Origin of the sequence: Thiomicrorhabdus sp. Kp2 (assembly GCF_000478585.1) — a bacterium.
Classification (GTDB): domain Bacteria; phylum Pseudomonadota; class Gammaproteobacteria; order Thiomicrospirales; family Thiomicrospiraceae; genus Thiomicrorhabdus.
In genome coordinates, this window is record NZ_ARWI01000001.1 from 2288383 (window position 1) to 2305678 (window position 17296).

The 17296-nt window shown below is 40.2% G+C and carries 17 protein-coding genes; 7 read left to right on the forward strand and 10 right to left on the reverse strand.

Annotated features, from left to right (window positions below; translation table 11 throughout):
* Window positions 1–26: 26 nt before the first annotated feature.
* Genes A379_RS10300 through A379_RS10320 form a run of 5 tightly spaced genes read right to left on the reverse strand, consistent with a single transcriptional unit; the run spans window position 27 to window position 5471 of the window.
* Window positions 27–1397, reverse strand: a complete 1371-nt coding sequence (locus A379_RS10300) for an acyltransferase (protein WP_081696393.1) — start codon at window positions 1395–1397, stop codon at window positions 27–29.
* Window positions 1398–1415: 18 nt separating this feature from the next.
* Entirely contained in the window at window positions 1416–2933 is a 1518-nt protein-coding gene (locus A379_RS10305) for a glycosyltransferase family 39 protein (protein ID WP_040727929.1), read from the reverse strand.
* 14 nt (window positions 2934–2947) lie between these two features.
* On the reverse strand, window positions 2948–3688 hold the full coding sequence (locus tag A379_RS10310) for an SDR family oxidoreductase (RefSeq protein WP_040727930.1): 741 nt from the start codon (window positions 3686–3688) through the stop codon (window positions 2948–2950).
* Between the two features lie 32 nt (window positions 3689–3720).
* A complete protein-coding gene (locus A379_RS10315) occupies window positions 3721–5073 on the reverse strand; it encodes an FAD-binding oxidoreductase (protein ID WP_040727932.1) in 1353 nt (450 codons plus the stop codon).
* 8 nt (window positions 5074–5081) lie between these two features.
* Window positions 5082–5471: a GtrA family protein gene (locus tag A379_RS10320; protein WP_040727933.1), complete on the reverse strand. Its 390-nt coding sequence runs from the start codon at window positions 5469–5471 to the stop codon at window positions 5082–5084.
* Between the two features lie 111 nt (window positions 5472–5582).
* On the opposite strand from A379_RS10320, the gene A379_RS10325 reads away from it, so the two are divergent.
* The 3 genes from A379_RS10325 to A379_RS10335 are packed head-to-tail and all read left to right on the forward strand — an operon-like array spanning window position 5583 to window position 8448.
* The gene (locus tag A379_RS10325; protein WP_040727935.1) at window positions 5583–6470 is read left to right on the forward strand and encodes a decaprenyl-phosphate phosphoribosyltransferase; all 888 of its coding nucleotides are present in this window, start codon (window positions 5583–5585) and stop codon (window positions 6468–6470) included.
* Complete coding sequence (locus A379_RS10330; protein WP_040727938.1) at window positions 6470–6904, forward strand: divergent PAP2 family protein; 435 nt, start codon at window positions 6470–6472, stop codon at window positions 6902–6904. Before A379_RS10325 ends, A379_RS10330 begins: the two co-directional genes overlap by 1 nt.
* A gap of 8 nt (window positions 6905–6912) precedes the next feature.
* Window positions 6913–8448 carry a glycosyltransferase family 39 protein gene (locus tag A379_RS10335; protein ID WP_040727940.1) on the forward strand — a complete coding sequence of 512 codons (1536 nt, stop codon included), beginning with the start codon at window positions 6913–6915 and terminating at the stop codon, window positions 8446–8448.
* On the opposite strand, the gene epmB is transcribed toward A379_RS10335, so the two are convergent.
* Entirely contained in the window at window positions 8445–9383 is a 939-nt protein-coding gene (gene epmB, locus A379_RS10340; RefSeq protein ID WP_040727941.1) for an EF-P beta-lysylation protein EpmB, read from the reverse strand. The two genes, A379_RS10335 and epmB, sit on opposite strands and share 4 nt — an antisense overlap.
* 79 nt (window positions 9384–9462) lie before the next feature.
* On the opposite strand from epmB, the gene efp reads away from it, so the two are divergent.
* The 4 genes from efp to A379_RS10360 all read left to right on the forward strand — a co-directional run bounded on the left by efp (window position 9463) and on the right by A379_RS10360 (window position 12653).
* A complete protein-coding gene (gene efp, locus A379_RS10345) occupies window positions 9463–10029 on the forward strand; it encodes an elongation factor P (RefSeq protein ID WP_040727942.1) in 567 nt (188 codons plus the stop codon).
* 327 nt (window positions 10030–10356) lie between these two features.
* Window positions 10357–11346, forward strand: coding sequence for an EF-P lysine aminoacylase EpmA (gene epmA, locus A379_RS10350; protein WP_040727944.1), 990 nt, complete (start codon window positions 10357–10359; stop codon window positions 11344–11346).
* Between the two features lie 201 nt (window positions 11347–11547).
* Window positions 11548–12186: a glutathione S-transferase N-terminal domain-containing protein gene (locus A379_RS10355; protein ID WP_040727945.1), complete on the forward strand. Its 639-nt coding sequence runs from the start codon at window positions 11548–11550 to the stop codon at window positions 12184–12186.
* An 11-nt stretch (window positions 12187–12197) separates the two neighbouring features.
* Window positions 12198–12653 (forward strand): ClpXP protease specificity-enhancing factor, encoded by a 456-nt coding sequence (locus tag A379_RS10360; protein ID WP_040727948.1) that lies wholly within the window; start codon window positions 12198–12200, stop codon window positions 12651–12653.
* Between the two features lie 300 nt (window positions 12654–12953).
* Here the strand turns inward: A379_RS10360 and mvaD are convergent, their stop codons facing one another.
* The 4 genes from mvaD to A379_RS10380 form a co-directional block, all read right to left on the reverse strand.
* Window positions 12954–14009 carry a diphosphomevalonate decarboxylase gene (gene mvaD, locus A379_RS10365; protein ID WP_040727949.1) on the reverse strand — a complete coding sequence of 352 codons (1056 nt, stop codon included), beginning with the start codon at window positions 14007–14009 and terminating at the stop codon, window positions 12954–12956.
* A 78-nt stretch (window positions 14010–14087) separates the two neighbouring features.
* Window positions 14088–15086: a mevalonate kinase gene (locus A379_RS10370; protein ID WP_040727950.1), complete on the reverse strand. Its 999-nt coding sequence runs from the start codon at window positions 15084–15086 to the stop codon at window positions 14088–14090.
* Window positions 15071–16099 (reverse strand): mevalonate kinase, encoded by a 1029-nt coding sequence (locus A379_RS10375; protein WP_040727951.1) that lies wholly within the window; start codon window positions 16097–16099, stop codon window positions 15071–15073. The genes A379_RS10370 and A379_RS10375 overlap by 16 nt, the downstream gene beginning before the upstream one ends.
* Before the next feature lie 17 nt (window positions 16100–16116).
* Complete coding sequence (locus tag A379_RS10380; protein WP_040727954.1) at window positions 16117–17280, reverse strand: hydroxymethylglutaryl-CoA synthase; 1164 nt, start codon at window positions 17278–17280, stop codon at window positions 16117–16119.
* Window positions 17281–17296: the final 16 nt, after the last annotated feature.

A 17296-nucleotide genomic window follows, 5' to 3' on the forward strand; every position in this document is an offset into this window, starting at 1 on the left:
GGCTCTATTTTATGTGGTTGCTGTTGTTAGTTGCTGTTATTGGATGATGTGGTGGCATTATGCCCGCCAAAGCATTTGGTTTCAATCAGTTTTCCGTAACGGATAAAACGTGCCTCAACCAAAAAGTTGAGCCAAAGTGAAAAATATAAGGTAAATAATACTGCCAACAGATAGGCAATAGGAATACTGTACAAAGAGATTTGGTTGATGCTATTTACATCAATCGTGCCTAATGTAATGACCCAAGCAACAACAATAAATGGAAAGTGAAAAAAATACATTGGATAAGCGACTTCAGACAATAAACGCCAGCCTTTCCATTCAACCAGATTCATTTTTAGTTTTTGTAATAGATTGAGTGATTGGGGTTTGATTTGGTAGTGCGCCAACAGAATCAAACCTAAAATAGCGGCACTGAAAACAATGCGGTGCAGAGTTACAACAAATAGGTTTAGCGTTTCATTAAAGTTTTGAAAGTAGAGTGAGTCTTGATAGTAGATTGGGAAACGCATTGTTAGGTAAATAATGACTAAGCCAGTAACCCATAAACTGATTAGAGTGACTTTATTAAAGTTAACCTTAGCCAGAGGGTAGCGCCAAAGCATAACAGCCCAAAGCATACCTAAAAACAGTGGTGTGATTCGGCTTTGAATTACATAGTACATATTATCCATATAGGTTTTGCCAGTATCGCTTTCAAAAAAAGCATACCAGTGTGTCTGGTAAATAACAGGTGACTGCCAAGCAATTAAAAAACGTAGACCGATAGACAAGAAAATTAAAACCATAATCCAAAAAACAGGGCGTTTGCTTTTGGCTAAAAACAGCAATAAAAATGGCAGCACCAAATAAAACTGCATTTCAATGGATAGGCTCCACTGCACAGGGATGATGCCTTTACTGTAAATATTCTCAATAAATAACAGACTGTACCAACCATCTTGCAAAAGTTTGTCTATATCCGCTAAGCCATAAAGCAGTAGAGCGACTAAAAACAGTGGGTAAATTCTAAAAAAACGGTGTAGATAAAAACGCCCAATGTGAATACTTTGTTTTTTGTCATAGACTTTAAGTAGGGCATAACTCAGTAAAAACGCACTGAGCATAAAGAAGATATCCACCGCTTTATCAAAGGCTAAAACAAAGCTCAACCAAGCGGGAATACTCTCAACAAACTGCTGTAATTTTTCGGGCTCTTTTTTAAATAGAAAAAACACCGCAAAAAAGATATGAAACAGAATCACCATTAATACGCTTAAGCCTTTTAAAAAGTCCACTACTGGAAAAGCTTTGGCAGGTTGGTTAACAATATCCTGTGCGATTTTTAATGGTTTACTAAAAGGCCACAGCAATACAGCGATAATGGTTTTTAGGTGAATAGACTGTGACATAGACATTGTAATTATTGCCCGACTTTAATTGGCATTTGGTTTTACCAGGCCTGGTAAGTTAGTGGGTTCGCTTATAAAGTTATGACACAAATAATAATTATAGGTCACTATAATCGCATCAGCCTCTTCAATATCTTCTTGCTTCAGCTTTTTACAACTCTCAAAGTGATTAACTGTGCCTACTTCAGGCGGATTGTCTTCATAATGCGGAGATACCAATAAACCATTCATTCCCGCTTTGGGTTTACCAAACCAAAATTCAAATTGGGTTTGTTTGCCACTGGTAATATAAACAGGTTGCGGACGGCTATACCAAGTTAAGTGGCTCGCATAACTCCAGTTAGAAACAAAAAGAGGAAAATCATTAGGGTTTTGCGACAATTCCCTCTGGAGCTCAGTTGCCGTTTTGGACGCTTGTGGCCAGCCATAATCGCCTTGCATTGGATTTTTATGGTCAGGAAAGGCAATCCATGGCTTAAATAATAAGCTGTGGATAACTAAGACGGCTATGCCCATTAAAACAATATGTAAACCCGAAACCACTTTTACCCAGGTTTTATGGCGAATTTGCCAAAGAAAATTCACAATGATTGGGATCAGCAATACCCAAGCTAAAGAGACCCAATGTGGTAGGCTTTTTTCAAAACCTGAACCCCAAGCAAATAGCCCAGTGATAGGCAAAGAAAACAGCAGTAACAAGCGAGCATTTTGATTTTTATAATTACTCGGTTTCAACATCATCCACCAACCAAAAATAAATAGAAAAGGAGTGTAAGACGCAAACTGAATACCTTGGGTTTGCAGTAATCGAGAGAGGCGCCACTCACTGCTTTTGGTACCGTGGTCTATTTGATAAATAAAAGAGGCCCAGTCATGAATTGCGTTCCAGTAAAGGATAGGGCTAATTAAAATCAACGCAACAATAATCGCAAGCCAAAGACCTTTAGAGGTGAGCCAATTCCACTTGCGCTCAATCAATAAGATCAAAAATAAAGAGACAATTACGGTGACTGCTGTGTATTTTGATAAGGCGGCTAAACCAACAAAAATCCCGAGTAGTAGCCAATACTTGATTTCATTGGAGTGAAGCAGCTTATGGGTAACCAATACCAAAGCCAAAACCGCCACCATTAATGGGTTGTCTGGCAACATTGCCATGCCCATCAATGAAAGAATTAAACTGGTGTTTAAAACTACTAAGCTGGCAAAACCTTTCCATTTTGTATCGGTATTATTTTCATTAAAGAAGATAATGGTAATTTGATAAAGCAGGTAGTTCAATATGGCGTAAAGAGCAATAGGAATAAGTCGAGCGCTCCAATCATAAGGCGCTAACCACATAGGGATAATTTGCAACCAACCAATCATTGGCGGGTGGTCAAAATAGCTCCAGTCTGGCATTAAACCATATAAGGCATAATGTGCTTCATCACCACCGAGTTCAACGTTAAAAGCTAAAACGAGATGAAGTAAGGTCATAAAGCCAACTAAAATAAAACTGGCTTTTTGTGCGGTAAGTTGAGGAGTGGTTACATTTGGCATAGTGTGGATTATTCTTACAACTTGAGCTTTTTAAAAATAAATTCAGGAATATTTCTAATAATGAACATGATTCCCCACCAAAACCAGGGGGTGTAAAGGGTATTGCGGTTGTTATTAATCGCTTTAATAATACTATTGGCAACTTGCTCTGGCTGCGCCCACAAAGCGCCTTTTTTGAATTCAGCGGTCATTGGGGTATCTACAAAGCCAGGTTTAATATCCAGTACCTGAATATTGCTGTCGTTTAAACGATTACGTAAACCTTGCAAGAAGGTTGAAACCATTGATTTAGCCGCACCGTAGACATAGTTTGATTGGCGACCGCGATCGCCCGCCACACTGGTAATCACCGCAATAGAACCCGATTTTTGGGTTTCAAATCGATTGGCTAGCAGGGTTAACAGAGAAATGGTGCTTAACGCATTGATGTTAATCTCTTGCAGTGCGATTTCAAGGTTATCTTGACAGGCCTGTTGATTTGGTAAAGTGCCGTGTGCAATCAGCACAATATCAATTTTAGGATAGGTCTGGTAAACCGTTTCAAGTAAGCTGGAGTGTTGCTCTAGGTTGCTTAAATCAAATGCTTGCGATTCAACCTGATTGGCGCCACGAATTTTGGCATCTTCTGCGATGTTTTGTAATAGCGTTTCATTACGCGCCACCAAAAAAAGGTTGTGGTTTTGTTCGGCATACAATCTTAAAGTGGCCTTGGCAATGGCGGAGGTTGCACCAATAATCAGAATGTTTTTTTGCATGAGATTGTCTCTTATTTAATAAGGTTGGTCTATTACAAACCTAAGCGGGTAGATTGTAGTGAATTAAAGACCTTGTGTGCATCATATTGATGTCTAATCTTTTGAAACTCTTGCCATTGTGGATAACTCTGTTTAAACATCTGCTCACTCATTCGTGCATCTTTGGTTAAATAGAGTTTGCCACCATAATGTAAAACAATGTCATCAAGCTTATTTAAAAATGCCAATAAAGTATTATCCATTTTAAAATCCAGTGCGAGGGTATAACCTTCTTCAGGAAAACTCAGATAGTTGTCATTGCCTTTACCAAAGACTTTTAATACTGCTAAGAACGAACCACGTTTGGAGTTGGCGATTTCGCTTAAAATTTCGGTTAAACCTACCAGGCCTGCTGATTTTGGAATAACGAACTGGTATTGCACAAAACCGTTTTTACCATACATTCGGTTCCAGTTTTGAATACTGTCTAACGGATAAAAGAAAGGGGCGTAATGCACCATACGTTGGCTTTGTTGCTGACGAACCTTGCCATAATACAGAGCATTAAAGGCTTTAACACTCCAACTATTTAAAGTGAAAGCGGGTAGGTCAAACGGCATATTCAGTTTACTGGCCTTTGCTACATTTAAGTGTTCGCTTTCTGCTTGGTTTTCTTGTAACTCTATTTTAGACGCATGTTCACCCAACATTAATAAAGAACGCCCTAAGGATTTTCCTGTTGCTAAACAATCAATCCAAGCCACAGAATAAGTAGCCGAGTCGAGTTCTTCAAACTTGGCCAAGGTTTCTTCTAAATTGGCCGTTTTATAGGTGGTTTCTTTAATAAAGGCGGTTTCAATCGGTTTAAGCGTAAAGGTCGCTTGCAAAATAACCCCTGTTAACCCCATGCCGCCGCAGGTTGCTCTGAATAGATGCGGGTGATGAATTTTAGAACACTCAACCACTTCACCACTGGCTAAACAGAGTTTTAATGAACTGACATGCTCACAAAAAGCGCCATCAATATGGTGGTTTTTACCGTGAACATCACTGGCAATCGCACCACCAACCGTAACAAACTGTGTGCCAGGGGTCACGGGTAAAAACCAGCCTTTGGGTACAAAGAGACGTAAAATTTCAGCAAAACTTACGCCCGCCGCACAGGTTAACTCGCCACTGTTTTCATCAAAACAGATAAACGCATCAAGCTTTGATAAGTTGAGAGATTGTTCTGCCAAACTGCTGTCGCCATAACTGCGACCCAAACCACGCGCAATTTGCGTTGTTTTTTTAGCCGACTCTTTACTGTTCGAAGACTCAATAGACGAAGTAACCAGGCCTGGTTGGTTTGGAAATGAACTCTGCGTTTTTATGATTGGGTAACGTCCCCAGCCTGAAAGTTTCACTTTAATTCCTATTTAAAAACATAACGTTTATCGAGTTGGTATTTAACAAAATAGCCAATCGCCAAACCAATGACACCACCTAAATAACGCATCTCAACAGTTTGATAGATGGTATCAAACGCATATTCAAAGCCCCAAAAAATCACCGTGGTAAATAACCCCATAACTGTGTAAAGGTAAAAGGTTTTGGAGCCGTGTTGAATCGAGGTGGTTTGGTATTGAAAAATGTAGCGTTTGTCTAAAAAGTATTTAACCACTAGACCCACTGCAGTACCCACTAAAATAGCCAACCATAAGTTGTAACTGCCTTGGTAGATTCTAAAGGCAATGTCTTGGCTACCAATGTTGGCGATAGTAGAGATTACCGCAAAAATCGTGTACATTAGTGCAATCTTCATTTTGTGAGGTTTTCTACTGTTTTGACGGTGCTTTTGGCGCAGTAATGGTGATGAAAATAGCTCATTTTGATACTTATATTTCTTAGATTTTTATAACGGTAAATTGAATAGATGAATTCTAACACTTCTGCCACGGGTAATACATCGGTATTCACTGGGCTACTCAAACTCATGCGCCCAAAACAGTGGGTTAAAAATGGTTTTGTGTTTGCACCGCTTATGTTTACAGGCCTGTTTTTAGATTTAACCGCGATTACTCAAACGGTGATTGCCTTCGTTTTATTCAGTTTAGCGGCCTCTGCCACCTATGTGGTGAATGATTTAAGAGACATTGAAGATGACCGAAAACACCCTGTTAAATCTAAAAAACGACCATTGGCTTCAGGGCAGGTAACGCCATCGCAAGCTAAAAAACTATTGATTGGACTCTATGCAATTTTGGCACTAGGTTTTGTTTATCAACCTATGATTATGGCGGTGATTGTTGCTTATTTACTTTTAAATGTGGCCTATAGCTATTATTTAAAACATCAACCTGTATTAGATATTTTTACGATTGCAATAGGTTTTGTTTTAAGGGTTTATGCAGGGGCGGTGGCGATTTCTGTACCCGTGTCTTCTTGGATGTTTGTAACCACTTTATGTTTAGCGCTCTATTTAGCTGCGGTAAAACGCCGCCAAGAGCTGGTGCAAACCACTCAAGAGGGGCGTGCCGTTTTACAAAAATATACGGTGAGTTTGGTTGATCGTTATGCAGAGATGTCCGCCACAGGCGCTTTGCTGTTTTATAGCCTTTTTGTGATGAATGCCCGCCCAGAAATGGTAATGACCATTCCATTTGTGTTATTTGGTCTGTTTCGTTATTGGTATGTAGGAGAGGTGTTAGAAGAGGGTGAATCGCCGACTGATGCGCTGTTTGCCGATAAACAACTTATGGTAACCGTACTAGGTTGGATTGGGGTTTGCCTTTGGGTACTTTGGCCAGCAGGAGGCCTGTAATGTTGTACGACTATATCTATCTAATCACCCCTTTTGTGGCTTGGCTGGTAGCTGGTGTGAGCAAGTTTGTGATTAATTCAATTAAAGCCAAACAGTTGGCTTTTGGGTTGATTGGTTATGGCGGTTTACCCAGTAATCACAGTGCCATTGTCAGTAGTATGGTTTTTTTAATTGCTTTTAAAGAAGGTATAACGCATCCTGCATTTGGGGTGGCTCTTACCTTAGCGTTTATCGTATTACTTGATGCCAACAGTTTGCGTCAACAAGTGGGTAAACAGGCTAAAGCCATTAACCAGTTAAACCAGAGTTCAGACAAAATCGAAAAACCACTTCGTGAAAGAATGGGGCATACACGCTTAGAAATTTTGGCAGGTGTGTTTGTGGGTGCTCTTGTCGCTTATTCCTTATTTCAGCTTCTTCAACTGCCTATTTAGTCATTGATATGTCAACAAAACCAAATTCTCTAGCGCTTTTTATTGCTCAGCTTACAGGCCATCAAAAGTTAATTTTATCGGCGTTTATTGTTTTAAAAATCGCGTTGATTTTGATGTTGCCTCTCACAGGAGATGAAGCCTATTTTATTACTTGGGGGCAGCATCTTGCATTAGGCTATTACGACCATCCGCCTGCGGTCGGTTGGCTGTTATACCTATTAGGGCAGGTTAGCGATAATTTAACTTGGTATCGTGGCTTTGCATTTGTATCGGCCATGCTCATTAGTTATCTGCTTTACAAACTGATCTGTTTAAACTCTAAAGGCTCTCAAGTTACCGCTTTTTGGGTGGCATTGGCCTTTTTTGTTTCGCCTATCTCATTAATGTTTGTAGTCACTGCAAATGATACGGTGCTGGCTCTGTTTGCAATGCTTGGTTTGTATTTTTTTGCTAAAGCGCTACAAGGTCAAAAGTGGTTAGATGTATTGTTAGCAGGCCTGCTATTAGGTATGGCGTTTTTATCAAAATATTTTGCGGGCTTTATGTTGTTTGGGCTTCTGGCCTATGCCTTGTGGCATTGGAAACACATCCATTTTAAGCAACTAGTGGTGATGGTTAGTATTGTTCTATTGGCGGTTGCTGAAAACCTTTATTTTAATGCGACCCATTGTTGGAATAATATTCTGTTTAACTTCTTTTCAAGAACTGAAGAGAGTCAATTTGCGATTGAAAATGTCATCTCTTATTTATTGATGATTGCGGTGTTGCTTTCACCCTTAGGGCTTTGGTATCTGTTTAAAAACCGTGTAAATGTAACGCCAGCTCAAGATTCTTGGTTTAATGCTTCACAATTTGTTCGGTTCGCTTCTATTCCGTTATTAATGGTGTTGCTGTTGGTGAGTTTTGGTAACCAGGTTGGTTTGCACTGGCCATTAATTGCTGTGATTGCTTTGTATGTGGTTTATCAGTCCTTGTCACTAAAACAGTTGCAAAAACTGTTTGTCTTTAACGGTTATTTTTCGCTTGTGGCCGCTGTTATTTTGTTAGTGGCATTGTCAATGGTTGACCAACTAATATCGCCTTCTCAAAAACACCATGTAGCGGTTTACACTCAGCCAGAACAGGTTTGCAAAGCGCTACCACAAAACCAAACGTTCTTTACTTTAGATTACAGTAGCCAATCAGCACTTTCCTATCATTGTGGTAATGACGATATTCATGTATTTGCCAGTAAATCCAAATATGGTCGTGAAGACGATAAGTTGACCGACTTTAAAGGTTTAAATAGTCAAAATCTATTGGTGTTTGTGACTCAAGAAAAGGACATTGAAAAAGTTGAACCTTATTTTGAAAAGGTAAAGGTTAAACCCATTATTGTAGATAAAGAAGTAACCTACTATTTACTAACAGGCAAAAATTTTGATTATGAATTCTACCGAGAGCAAATTATTTTACCCGTGAATGAGAAGTTTTATAGTGCGCCAGATTGGTTTCCCAAGTGGGGCAATGGTTGCGCTTTTAAACAGAAGTATCATTTAGATTAAATCGGTGTTTTATTGGCTTCGCCAGCAATTTCTCTCACTAATTTTGGCACCAAATAACCTGGTAGTTGGCTTCTGATTTCTTCCATTAGGGCTTTTGCTTTGTTATCGTCCACTTCAAAATGGCTAGCACCCTGCACCCTATCTAATTGGTGCAGGTAATAGGGTAAAACACCTTGTTCAAAGAGTTTATGGCTCAACTCAATCAGTCTGTCAGCCGTGTCATTAATGTCTTTTAGTAATACGCTTTGATTCAATAGCTGAAAACCCGCAACTCTGTATAGCTCAAGCAGGCTTTGGGTTTTATCGCTCAATTCATTGGCATGGTTGCAATGCACCACCAAAACCTTATTTAAACGGCTCTGTTTTGACCAAGTTAATAATGCCTTTTGAGGTGCAGAGCTTGGGCTAACAATGGGGGTGCGACTGTGAATTCGCAAGGTTTTTATATGCTTAATTTGTTCAATCGATTCAATTAAACGCAATAAAGCCGCTTCATTTAAACTCATTGGATCGCCACCACTTAAAATCACCTCATGTATGCTTTTGTCTTTGGCAATTTGGTCAAGCGCTTTTTGCCAATGTCTTAGATTACTGTGCTCTTCATAAGGGAAGTGGCGTCTAAAACAGTAACGACAGTGAATGTCGCATTTTGGGCTAGCAATGAGCAGAACTCGTCCATGGTATTTATGAATGAGAGAGGGGGTGGGGTTTTTAAGTAAATCGCCAACAGGGTCTGCCGTAAAGCCTGGCATGTTAGTCAATTCTTGTTTGCTAGGTAAAACTTGTTTAAGAAGAGGGTCATTAAAATCGTTCACTGCAATCTGCTGTAAAAAATCGCTAGGTACTTTAAACGGAAAAGCGCTATCCTCAATGGCATTAGTTTGCTCTTTATTGAGGTTTAAGGTTTCATAAAGTTCGGTAAGCGTTTTAGACATAGATTTAGATTATTTTTAGTTTGGTGGTTTTTGAGTTAGAATACGCCGATTATTTTAAGTGAAGTACTCAGGTAAAGATATGGCAACTTACAGCACAACTGAATTTAAAGGCGGTTTAAAGTTCTTAATGGACGGTCAACCATGCTCAATTATTGAAAATACCCAAGTTTCTCCTGGTAAAGGGCAAGCCTTTAACCGTGTTAGATACCGTAATTTGATGACTGGTAAAGTTTTAGAGAAGACTTTTAAGTCAGGTGAAAAGGTCGATGCCGCCGATGTGGTTGATACCGATTTACAGTATCTTTATAACGATGGCGAGTTTTGGCACTTTATGGACGAAACCAGCTTTGAACAGTACCAAGCAGCAGAAGCGGCCGTTGCCGATGTAGCAAAATGGTTAATTGAACAAGACGTATGTTTAGTAACGCTGTTTAATGGTCAAATTATTTCGGTTACCCCTCCAAAACAAATCACGCTGGAAGTAACTGATACAGATCCTGGTTTAAAAGGTGATACTGCTGGAACAGGTGGTAAGCCAGCAACATTGTCTACGGGGGCTGTGGTGCAAGTTCCTCTATTTGTTCAGATTGGTGAAAAAGTTATTGTAAACACTGAAAAAGGTGAATACATTTCACGTGCTAAATAAAAGCTGAAAAAGTGCTTTTTACCCAGCTTCTTTGTTGCGCTGTGACTTCCGTTGCTCATGTACTTTATGTACACTCCGCTGCGGCTTCTCGCACGCCGCGAAGCTGAACAAAAATCATCTTTTTCAGCAGTTTATTGAAAGTTCTAATTCTTAGAGACCTTTGCACGAGTCAGGGATGTAAGAAAAACGAGATAGAATTCTTTAGATTTAGGCTAAAAAATACGCATAATAACGAGTTATTGGGCGGACTTTTTAGCCTGAAGATAGAGGATTATAGCCGTTTTTATACGTTCATCGACTCGTGCAAAGGTCTCTTAATAAGGTTTTATGTTGAATAGACGTGACACTCTGCAAAAACGCTCTAACTTGTTACAACAGGTTAGGGCGTTTTTTTATACTCGTTCGGTGATTGAGGTGGATACCCCAATACTCTCACAAGCCGCCACCCCTGATGTACATTTAAGTTCGTTAAGTTCTCAGCTTCAAGTACCTGGTTATAAAGAGCCAAAAACCTACTACTTACACACTTCGCCAGAATATCCCATGAAACGCCTTTTGTGTGAGGGCAGTGGCGATATTTTCTATTTAGGTAAAGTGTTTCGTGACGGTGATTTGAGCCCTCGTCATCAGATAGAGTTTACGATGTTGGAGTGGTATCGCCTTGGTTTTTCAATGCATCAGTTGATTGATGAGGTGATTGAACTTATTCAAAATGTGATGACGCGTGACAGTTCTGAATTACTTGATGTTGAAAGATTAAGTTATCAGCAACTATTTGCAAAATACGCACAAATTGAAGATGTGTTTTCAGCAACACCAGCCGATTACCAGGCCTGCTTAAAACACCATTCTATTCCTGAAATCGTGGGGGTAGACGAAGATGATAAGGATTTATGGGAGCAATTAGTGCTTACCGAAGTGATAGAACCTCACTTGGGGAATCAACAAGGCAAGCCAGCCATTACGGTAATGTATCACTATCCTGCTAAAGATGCGGCCTTAGCGCAAGTTTCAAATGACAATCCTTTGGTTGCTGAACGTTTTGAAGTCTTTGTTAATGGTATGGAGCTGGCGAATGGTTACCAGGAATTGGCGGACGCAGAAAGTTATCGACAACGTTTTAACGAATCTTTGCAAAAGCGACAAGAATACCAGTTACCTGCGGTGCCATTAGATGAAAACTTATTACAAACTTTATCTTTTCAACCTTTACCCGATTGCAGCGGAGTCGCCTTAGGCATAGACCGTTTATTTGCTTTACAGCAAGGTTTTAGCCATTTAGAACAGGGAATGAGTTTTGGAATTGAAAAAGCTTAAATTAATATTGAGGTTGTCAGGCCTGGTAAATCAATGTTAATTAGCTCTAAATGGTTGTTTTGCCTACACTACGTAAGCTCAAGGGCTTGACAGAGGGTGTATAATAAATCTTTAACTTCAACAATCCCAAACTAGCTTAATTTAGCGCTCATGCCATTCATTAAGTTTTAAGTTTATCGTGTTTTTATTTAGGAGAGCACTATGTCCGACATTCCAGTCACTAAACGTTCCGTAATGGTTTTATTTTCTGACTCTAAAAGCCCAAGCTGCCACCGTGTGCGCTTAGTGGCAAAAGAGAAAGATATTCCAATGGAGGTGATTGAGGTAGACAAAGACAATCTTCCAGAAGATTTGTTAGAACTTAATCCTTATGCCACTTTGCCAACGTTAGTGGATAGAGATTTAGTGCTTTATGATCCGCAAGTGATTATTGAATATTTAGATGAGCGTTTCCCGCATCCGCCATTAATGTCAGTAGATCCTATTTCTAAAGCACGTTCTCGCCAGATGTTACGTCAGATTGAAACTGAATGGTATCCGTTAATTGACACCATCGCCAACAGCGAAAATGAAGACGATGTAAAAACTGCGCGTCGTAATTTACAAGAGCGTTTGATTCAGTTGATTCCAGTATTTGATCACATGCCATATTTCATGAGTGAAGATTATTCTTTAGTGGATATCAGTATGTCGGTATTGCTATGGCGTTTACCTTCTTTAGGTATTGAATTACCAAAAGGGGCTAAGCCAATCATCGATTACGCGGAGAAGGTGTTAAGCCGTGAGATGTTTGTAGAAAGCTTATCTGACGATGAGATTGATATGCGAGATGTTATCTAAGGTTCATGACGATGATTTCTAACCGTCCCTATTTGATTCGCGCTATTTACGATTGGATTGTAGATAATCAGTGGACACCGCATATGCAGATAGATGCCAACTATCCTGGTGCACAGGTTCCTATGGAATATGTGCAAGAGGGGGTGATTGTTTTGAATATGCATCCATCCGCGGTCGTTTCATTGTCATTAGACAATGATCTGTTTGCGTTTAAAGCACGTTTTCAAGGCATTGAACGCAGTATCTATTTTCCGCCAGAAGCTGTATTGGCTTGTTTTGCCCGTGAGAATGGGCAGGGCATGCCATTTCCTCCAGAACCTTATCCAGAAGGGTATGAAGAGCAAGAGGACATGGAAAATAAACCAGCGTTGAAAACGGTTGAAACATCGGCTAAAAGTACGGATTCAACCGATAAAAAACCAAAAAGTTCTGATAAAAAGAAACCGAGTTTATCGATTGTAAAATAATCGATAGATGTCTCTTGTGGTGATTTTAGTTTAACCACGAAGACACGAAAGCACGAAGAATTCTAAAATCTAAACCCGTTTTATTTGAGCAAATAACCGTACAAATTGCCATTTGTTATTCGTTATAAAATTTTATAAATAAAGTATTTATGTCGCATGAGTTAAAACTCATGAACGGTGTTATTACGTAATCGCTATTACTCCTTTTTAAAACTTCGTGTCTCCGTGTCTTCGTGGTTAATAATTTGGTTTTATCAAATACAAAATACGCTTACCCAGCTTTCCTTTGTATTTTCTGGTTTAACCAAAAGGTTTTATAATTTTTACCTCTTTAAAAGCCTGCTTAATTGCGGGCTTTTCTGTTTCTAAAAACAGTAATTTTAGGTTTGGACCTGCATCCATCGTGAAATAGACCTCAACCCCTTGTTCTCGTAGTTGCCACACAGTTTGCATCGCCTGTACAGATTCAGGCTGCCAGTAAACAATGGGTGGCCAGGTGGCAATCATGGTGGCGTGCATGGTTAAGGCATTGTGTTCAGCGGTTTTACCAAGCAAACTAAAGTCTTTAGTTTCAATCGCTTTTAAAACCGTTTCAACATCCTTATTCGCTTGTTTTGGCCAGGCCTGGTAAAGTGAGCAAGTCTCCACCGTGTTTTGCATGCCTTGGGTAGAACTCACGGGTTTCTGTTTTACATTAATCTCTAGTAGTCCTACACAAAACTCAGGCCACTGAATATCAATCTGCTCTGCAAAGCTGTCTAAGCCATCATCTTGGGTACCTTCATGCCAAATGGCAAAACCATTAAAGACTGAACGGCTGGCACTGCCGCTGCCAAGACGAGCTAATAGTGAAAGCTGTTTGTGACTGAGTTGCCAGTTAAATAGGTCATTTAACGCTAACACCAATGCCGCATAACCAGAAGCAGAAGAGGCCAGGCCTGCGGCAGTGGGTACACTATTTGTGGTAATGACTTCAAACAGCGTGTTTGGGGCTTCTCTAAAGTGATTTAAAAAGGTGCTAACCCGTTTGGCAAAAGGGTGTTCGCTCTCCAGTGTTTTGCCATTTAAAGAGATTTGATCAGTAGCGTCTTCGGCTTGATTCGTTAATAAACGTATTTCAGTTTGAGTTCCCAGGCCTGGTAAACTGATGGAAACACTGCTATTGGTTGGCAGGTTTAGAATAGGCTCACGTTTGCCCCAGTATTTACTTAAGGCAATATTGACAGGAGCAGAACCATAACCAACTTCTTGACTTGTTTGTAAGCGATTATTTGACTGCGAATGTGCAATTACATGGTGCACAAAGCGCTGTTGGCGTAATTGTTGTGGGGTAAGAGTGTTTTGAGACTCAGTCATGGTTATGCCTTAACTTTTAATTTAAAGTAATTCTACTTAAAGCAGTCTGTTTAAAACGGTTCTACTACAGTTCTGCTATTAAAGTCGCTCTAATAAAACGGTGTTTGCCCCAGTGGGCGAAATATGAATATGCATCTGTTGATAGCGGTTTAATGTGTTTTTAGCCTCATTGAGACATTGGTTTAGAGTGCCAATACCTAATACGCAATCACCTAATCCAGAACCTGAAATTTTAGCCGCAGCTATGGATTCGCAGCCATAAAGTGCATCAATAATACTCTGTAAGACCTTATCATTTACACCTAACATCTGCATGGATTGTTGATAGTCTTCACAGGCCTGGTAAAACCTATGGAGTTCATTATTCTGTAACGCCTCAAAACCCATACGAGTGGTTTTGGCCATCGAGCGGTAGAGCATCTCTAGCTCAGACGGTTTGTTTTGCCACTCTTTAGCAACTTTCTCAAGCACCTCAGCTGTGGGCGTTTTGTAGCCACAATAAATCAATACTAACGGCAGGCTGATAGCCAAGTTTTTAATTTGAGGAACAGGGTGTTGAGCACTTTTAGGTTGAAAAAAAATTACACCACCTGCAAGACTGGCCGCTAAATCGGTAGCAGAACCACGTCCTTGAATATCAAGAATGATTTTATGCCCCATTTCAAAAAGTTGGATTAAGCTGTAATTCGTTTTACAAATGGTATTTAAACCAGAGAGCATAGCGGCTAAAACAGCCGCAGAGCTGCCTAAACCAATGGTCGAAGAAAACTCACTTTCTATATGAATATCAAAACCATGGGATAGTTCTTTTTGGAAGGCCTGTAGAGCGGATACCACAAAGTTGAGTTTTGGGTGGGCAGTAATGACCTCCCGCTGAGTGTGATGTTCGCCCAGCGCAGAATAGATGTGAAGTGCATTATCTTCTCGTGCTTGCCAATCTATAGAGATATATTGGTCAACCGCACACGCTAATGCTGGATGGCCATAAACCACGCTATGTTCGCCCAATATCATGGTGTTTGCAGGAGCTTGGCTACGCCAAGAGGGTAAGCCAAGAGGGGTTATAGTATTTGGCATTTTACCCCTTGATTATCAATGGTGATACGTTGTAAATGGTAGCCAAACTCGTGACAAAGTTCAGTAGGCGCTTGATTTGAAAAACAGAGTAATACACCAGCACAATCGCCTTTTATACTGCCTGAACCACAGACCTTGGCAGTGCCGTTACACTCTGTTTTTAGGCGTTGAATAAATTGCTGAACCTTTTCTGGTACCACACCGATTTGTTCTAACAGTTTTTCATTGTCTTCAATGTGTTGATAAAGCTTTTGGCTATCTTGCTGTGACCAGGCCTGGATAATGGCATCTGTAGTGTGAGCAAAACGTTTCCACAAGGCTTTATTGTTGGCGTGCTGATTTTTAACGTAGTCAACGGCTTGCCCAGTACTACTGGTTGGCGTGCCTGTATCAATCAACCAGGCCTTAAAGTCATTAGATTTTAGTTTTTTAGTTGTGTGGTTTGCATGAAATTCTAGCAACCCACCATAAAGCATGGTTGCAGGGTCAATACCGCTTGAACGTCCGTGCTGACGGGATTCCACTTTTCTTGCTAGAGCAAGTAGGGTTTCTTTTTCTGGCTCTAAATCGTGATGTTGAAATAGGCTCGTTAATAGCGCAACAATAACTGAGGCTGAGCTGCCTAAACCCTTGCCAATAGGAGTGTCAGAATGGATTTTAAAGAACCATTCACCTCTTTTTAGGCTATGAAAATCATTAAAGTGGTAAAGCGTATCTAACACTAAGTCAACGGGCTGTACTAAAACGCTTTGTATAGAAAGGTTGCCAAACGTGTAATTGGCGTAGCGTGCTTCAATATGAGAGGCTAGGTTTTGCCAAACAAAAAAGGGAAAGCTGTGTTTTTGCTGAAAGTCGCTCAGTTCAATGGTAACGCTGTTGAGGGTGCTGGTTTTGAAGTGGCATTCACAGCTTGTGTAAAGCTCAATAGCCATGCTGAGTGCAGAGCTATTATAAATAACGGCATGCTCTCCAGAAAGAATCAATTTGGCTGGAACAGAACAGAGCGTTTGCATAACGAGTTACCTAAAGACTAAAGTTTTTGATAATAACGTTTGTGGTCTTCAATGCCTGCTAAACGGTATGGGCCTTTATTCGTGAGCGGATAAACAATGTTATCGACCGTGCTATCAGTTTGATGATAAAAATCGAGATATTCTTGATAACTCAGTGGTTGGCGCTGCTCAATTTGCTTTCTATGATCTTTCGTCATTAGAACCGATTGATAGCCTGATTGCATAATGCCAGTAAAGAACTCTGCAACACAGCCCGAACCATAGCTAAAAAAGCTAACACGTTTACCTTCAAGGTTATCAAGTACATTATCTAATAAAGAGATAAATCCAACAAATAACGATGCGCTGTAGCTGTTACCGACAATTCGGTTATAAAGTTGGCCTGGCAACGTTTGGGCGTCAAATTGTGCTTGTGTTAAGTTTGCACCCACTTTTTTAATTAATGTTTTGTGTGCTTTCTCAGCCATTTTAGTGAAGGGAATGTGATAACAGAAATAATCAATATCATCAAACGTTCGCTCAGTTTGTTCGGTGAAATGTTCCCAGGCATGTTTTAAGCTATTTAAATACACTTTGGTTGAATATTTGCCATCCACTAATGCGGTTGTGCGGTGGTTTGGACGCCAGAAATCCATCACATCATCGGTGTAATAGCCAGAACCTGGTTCAATGGCAATAATACGTGGAGATTCGGTCACTAGCATGGCAACGGCACCACAGCCTTGAGTTGCTTCGCCTGAGGTATCAATGTCGTATTTAGCAATGTCAGCCGCAATCACTAGAATTTTTTCTTTAGGATTGGCGCGTACCATGGTTGTGGCCATTTGCAGTGCGGCAGCACCTGCATAACAAGCGTGCTTGAGTTCAATGACTCGGCAACGATTTGATAAGCCTAAAAGGCCGTGTAAAAATACACCTGCCGATTTTGATTGATCGACACCAGTTTCTGTTGCAAACAGGATTGCACTGATTTGGCTTGAATCAATTTGTTCTAATATCGGTGCAGCCGCTTTCGCTGCTAGACTCACAACGTCTTCATCGGGAGGCGCAATCGACATCTTCTCTTGGCCAATACCAATGGTAAATTTGTTTACATCTATCTGCTTTTCAGCGGCAAAGGTATCTAAGCCTAAAAAATAGTCAGCTGTAGCAAAATGGATTAAATCAATGCCTACTTTCATAATCTAAAGTGGATTC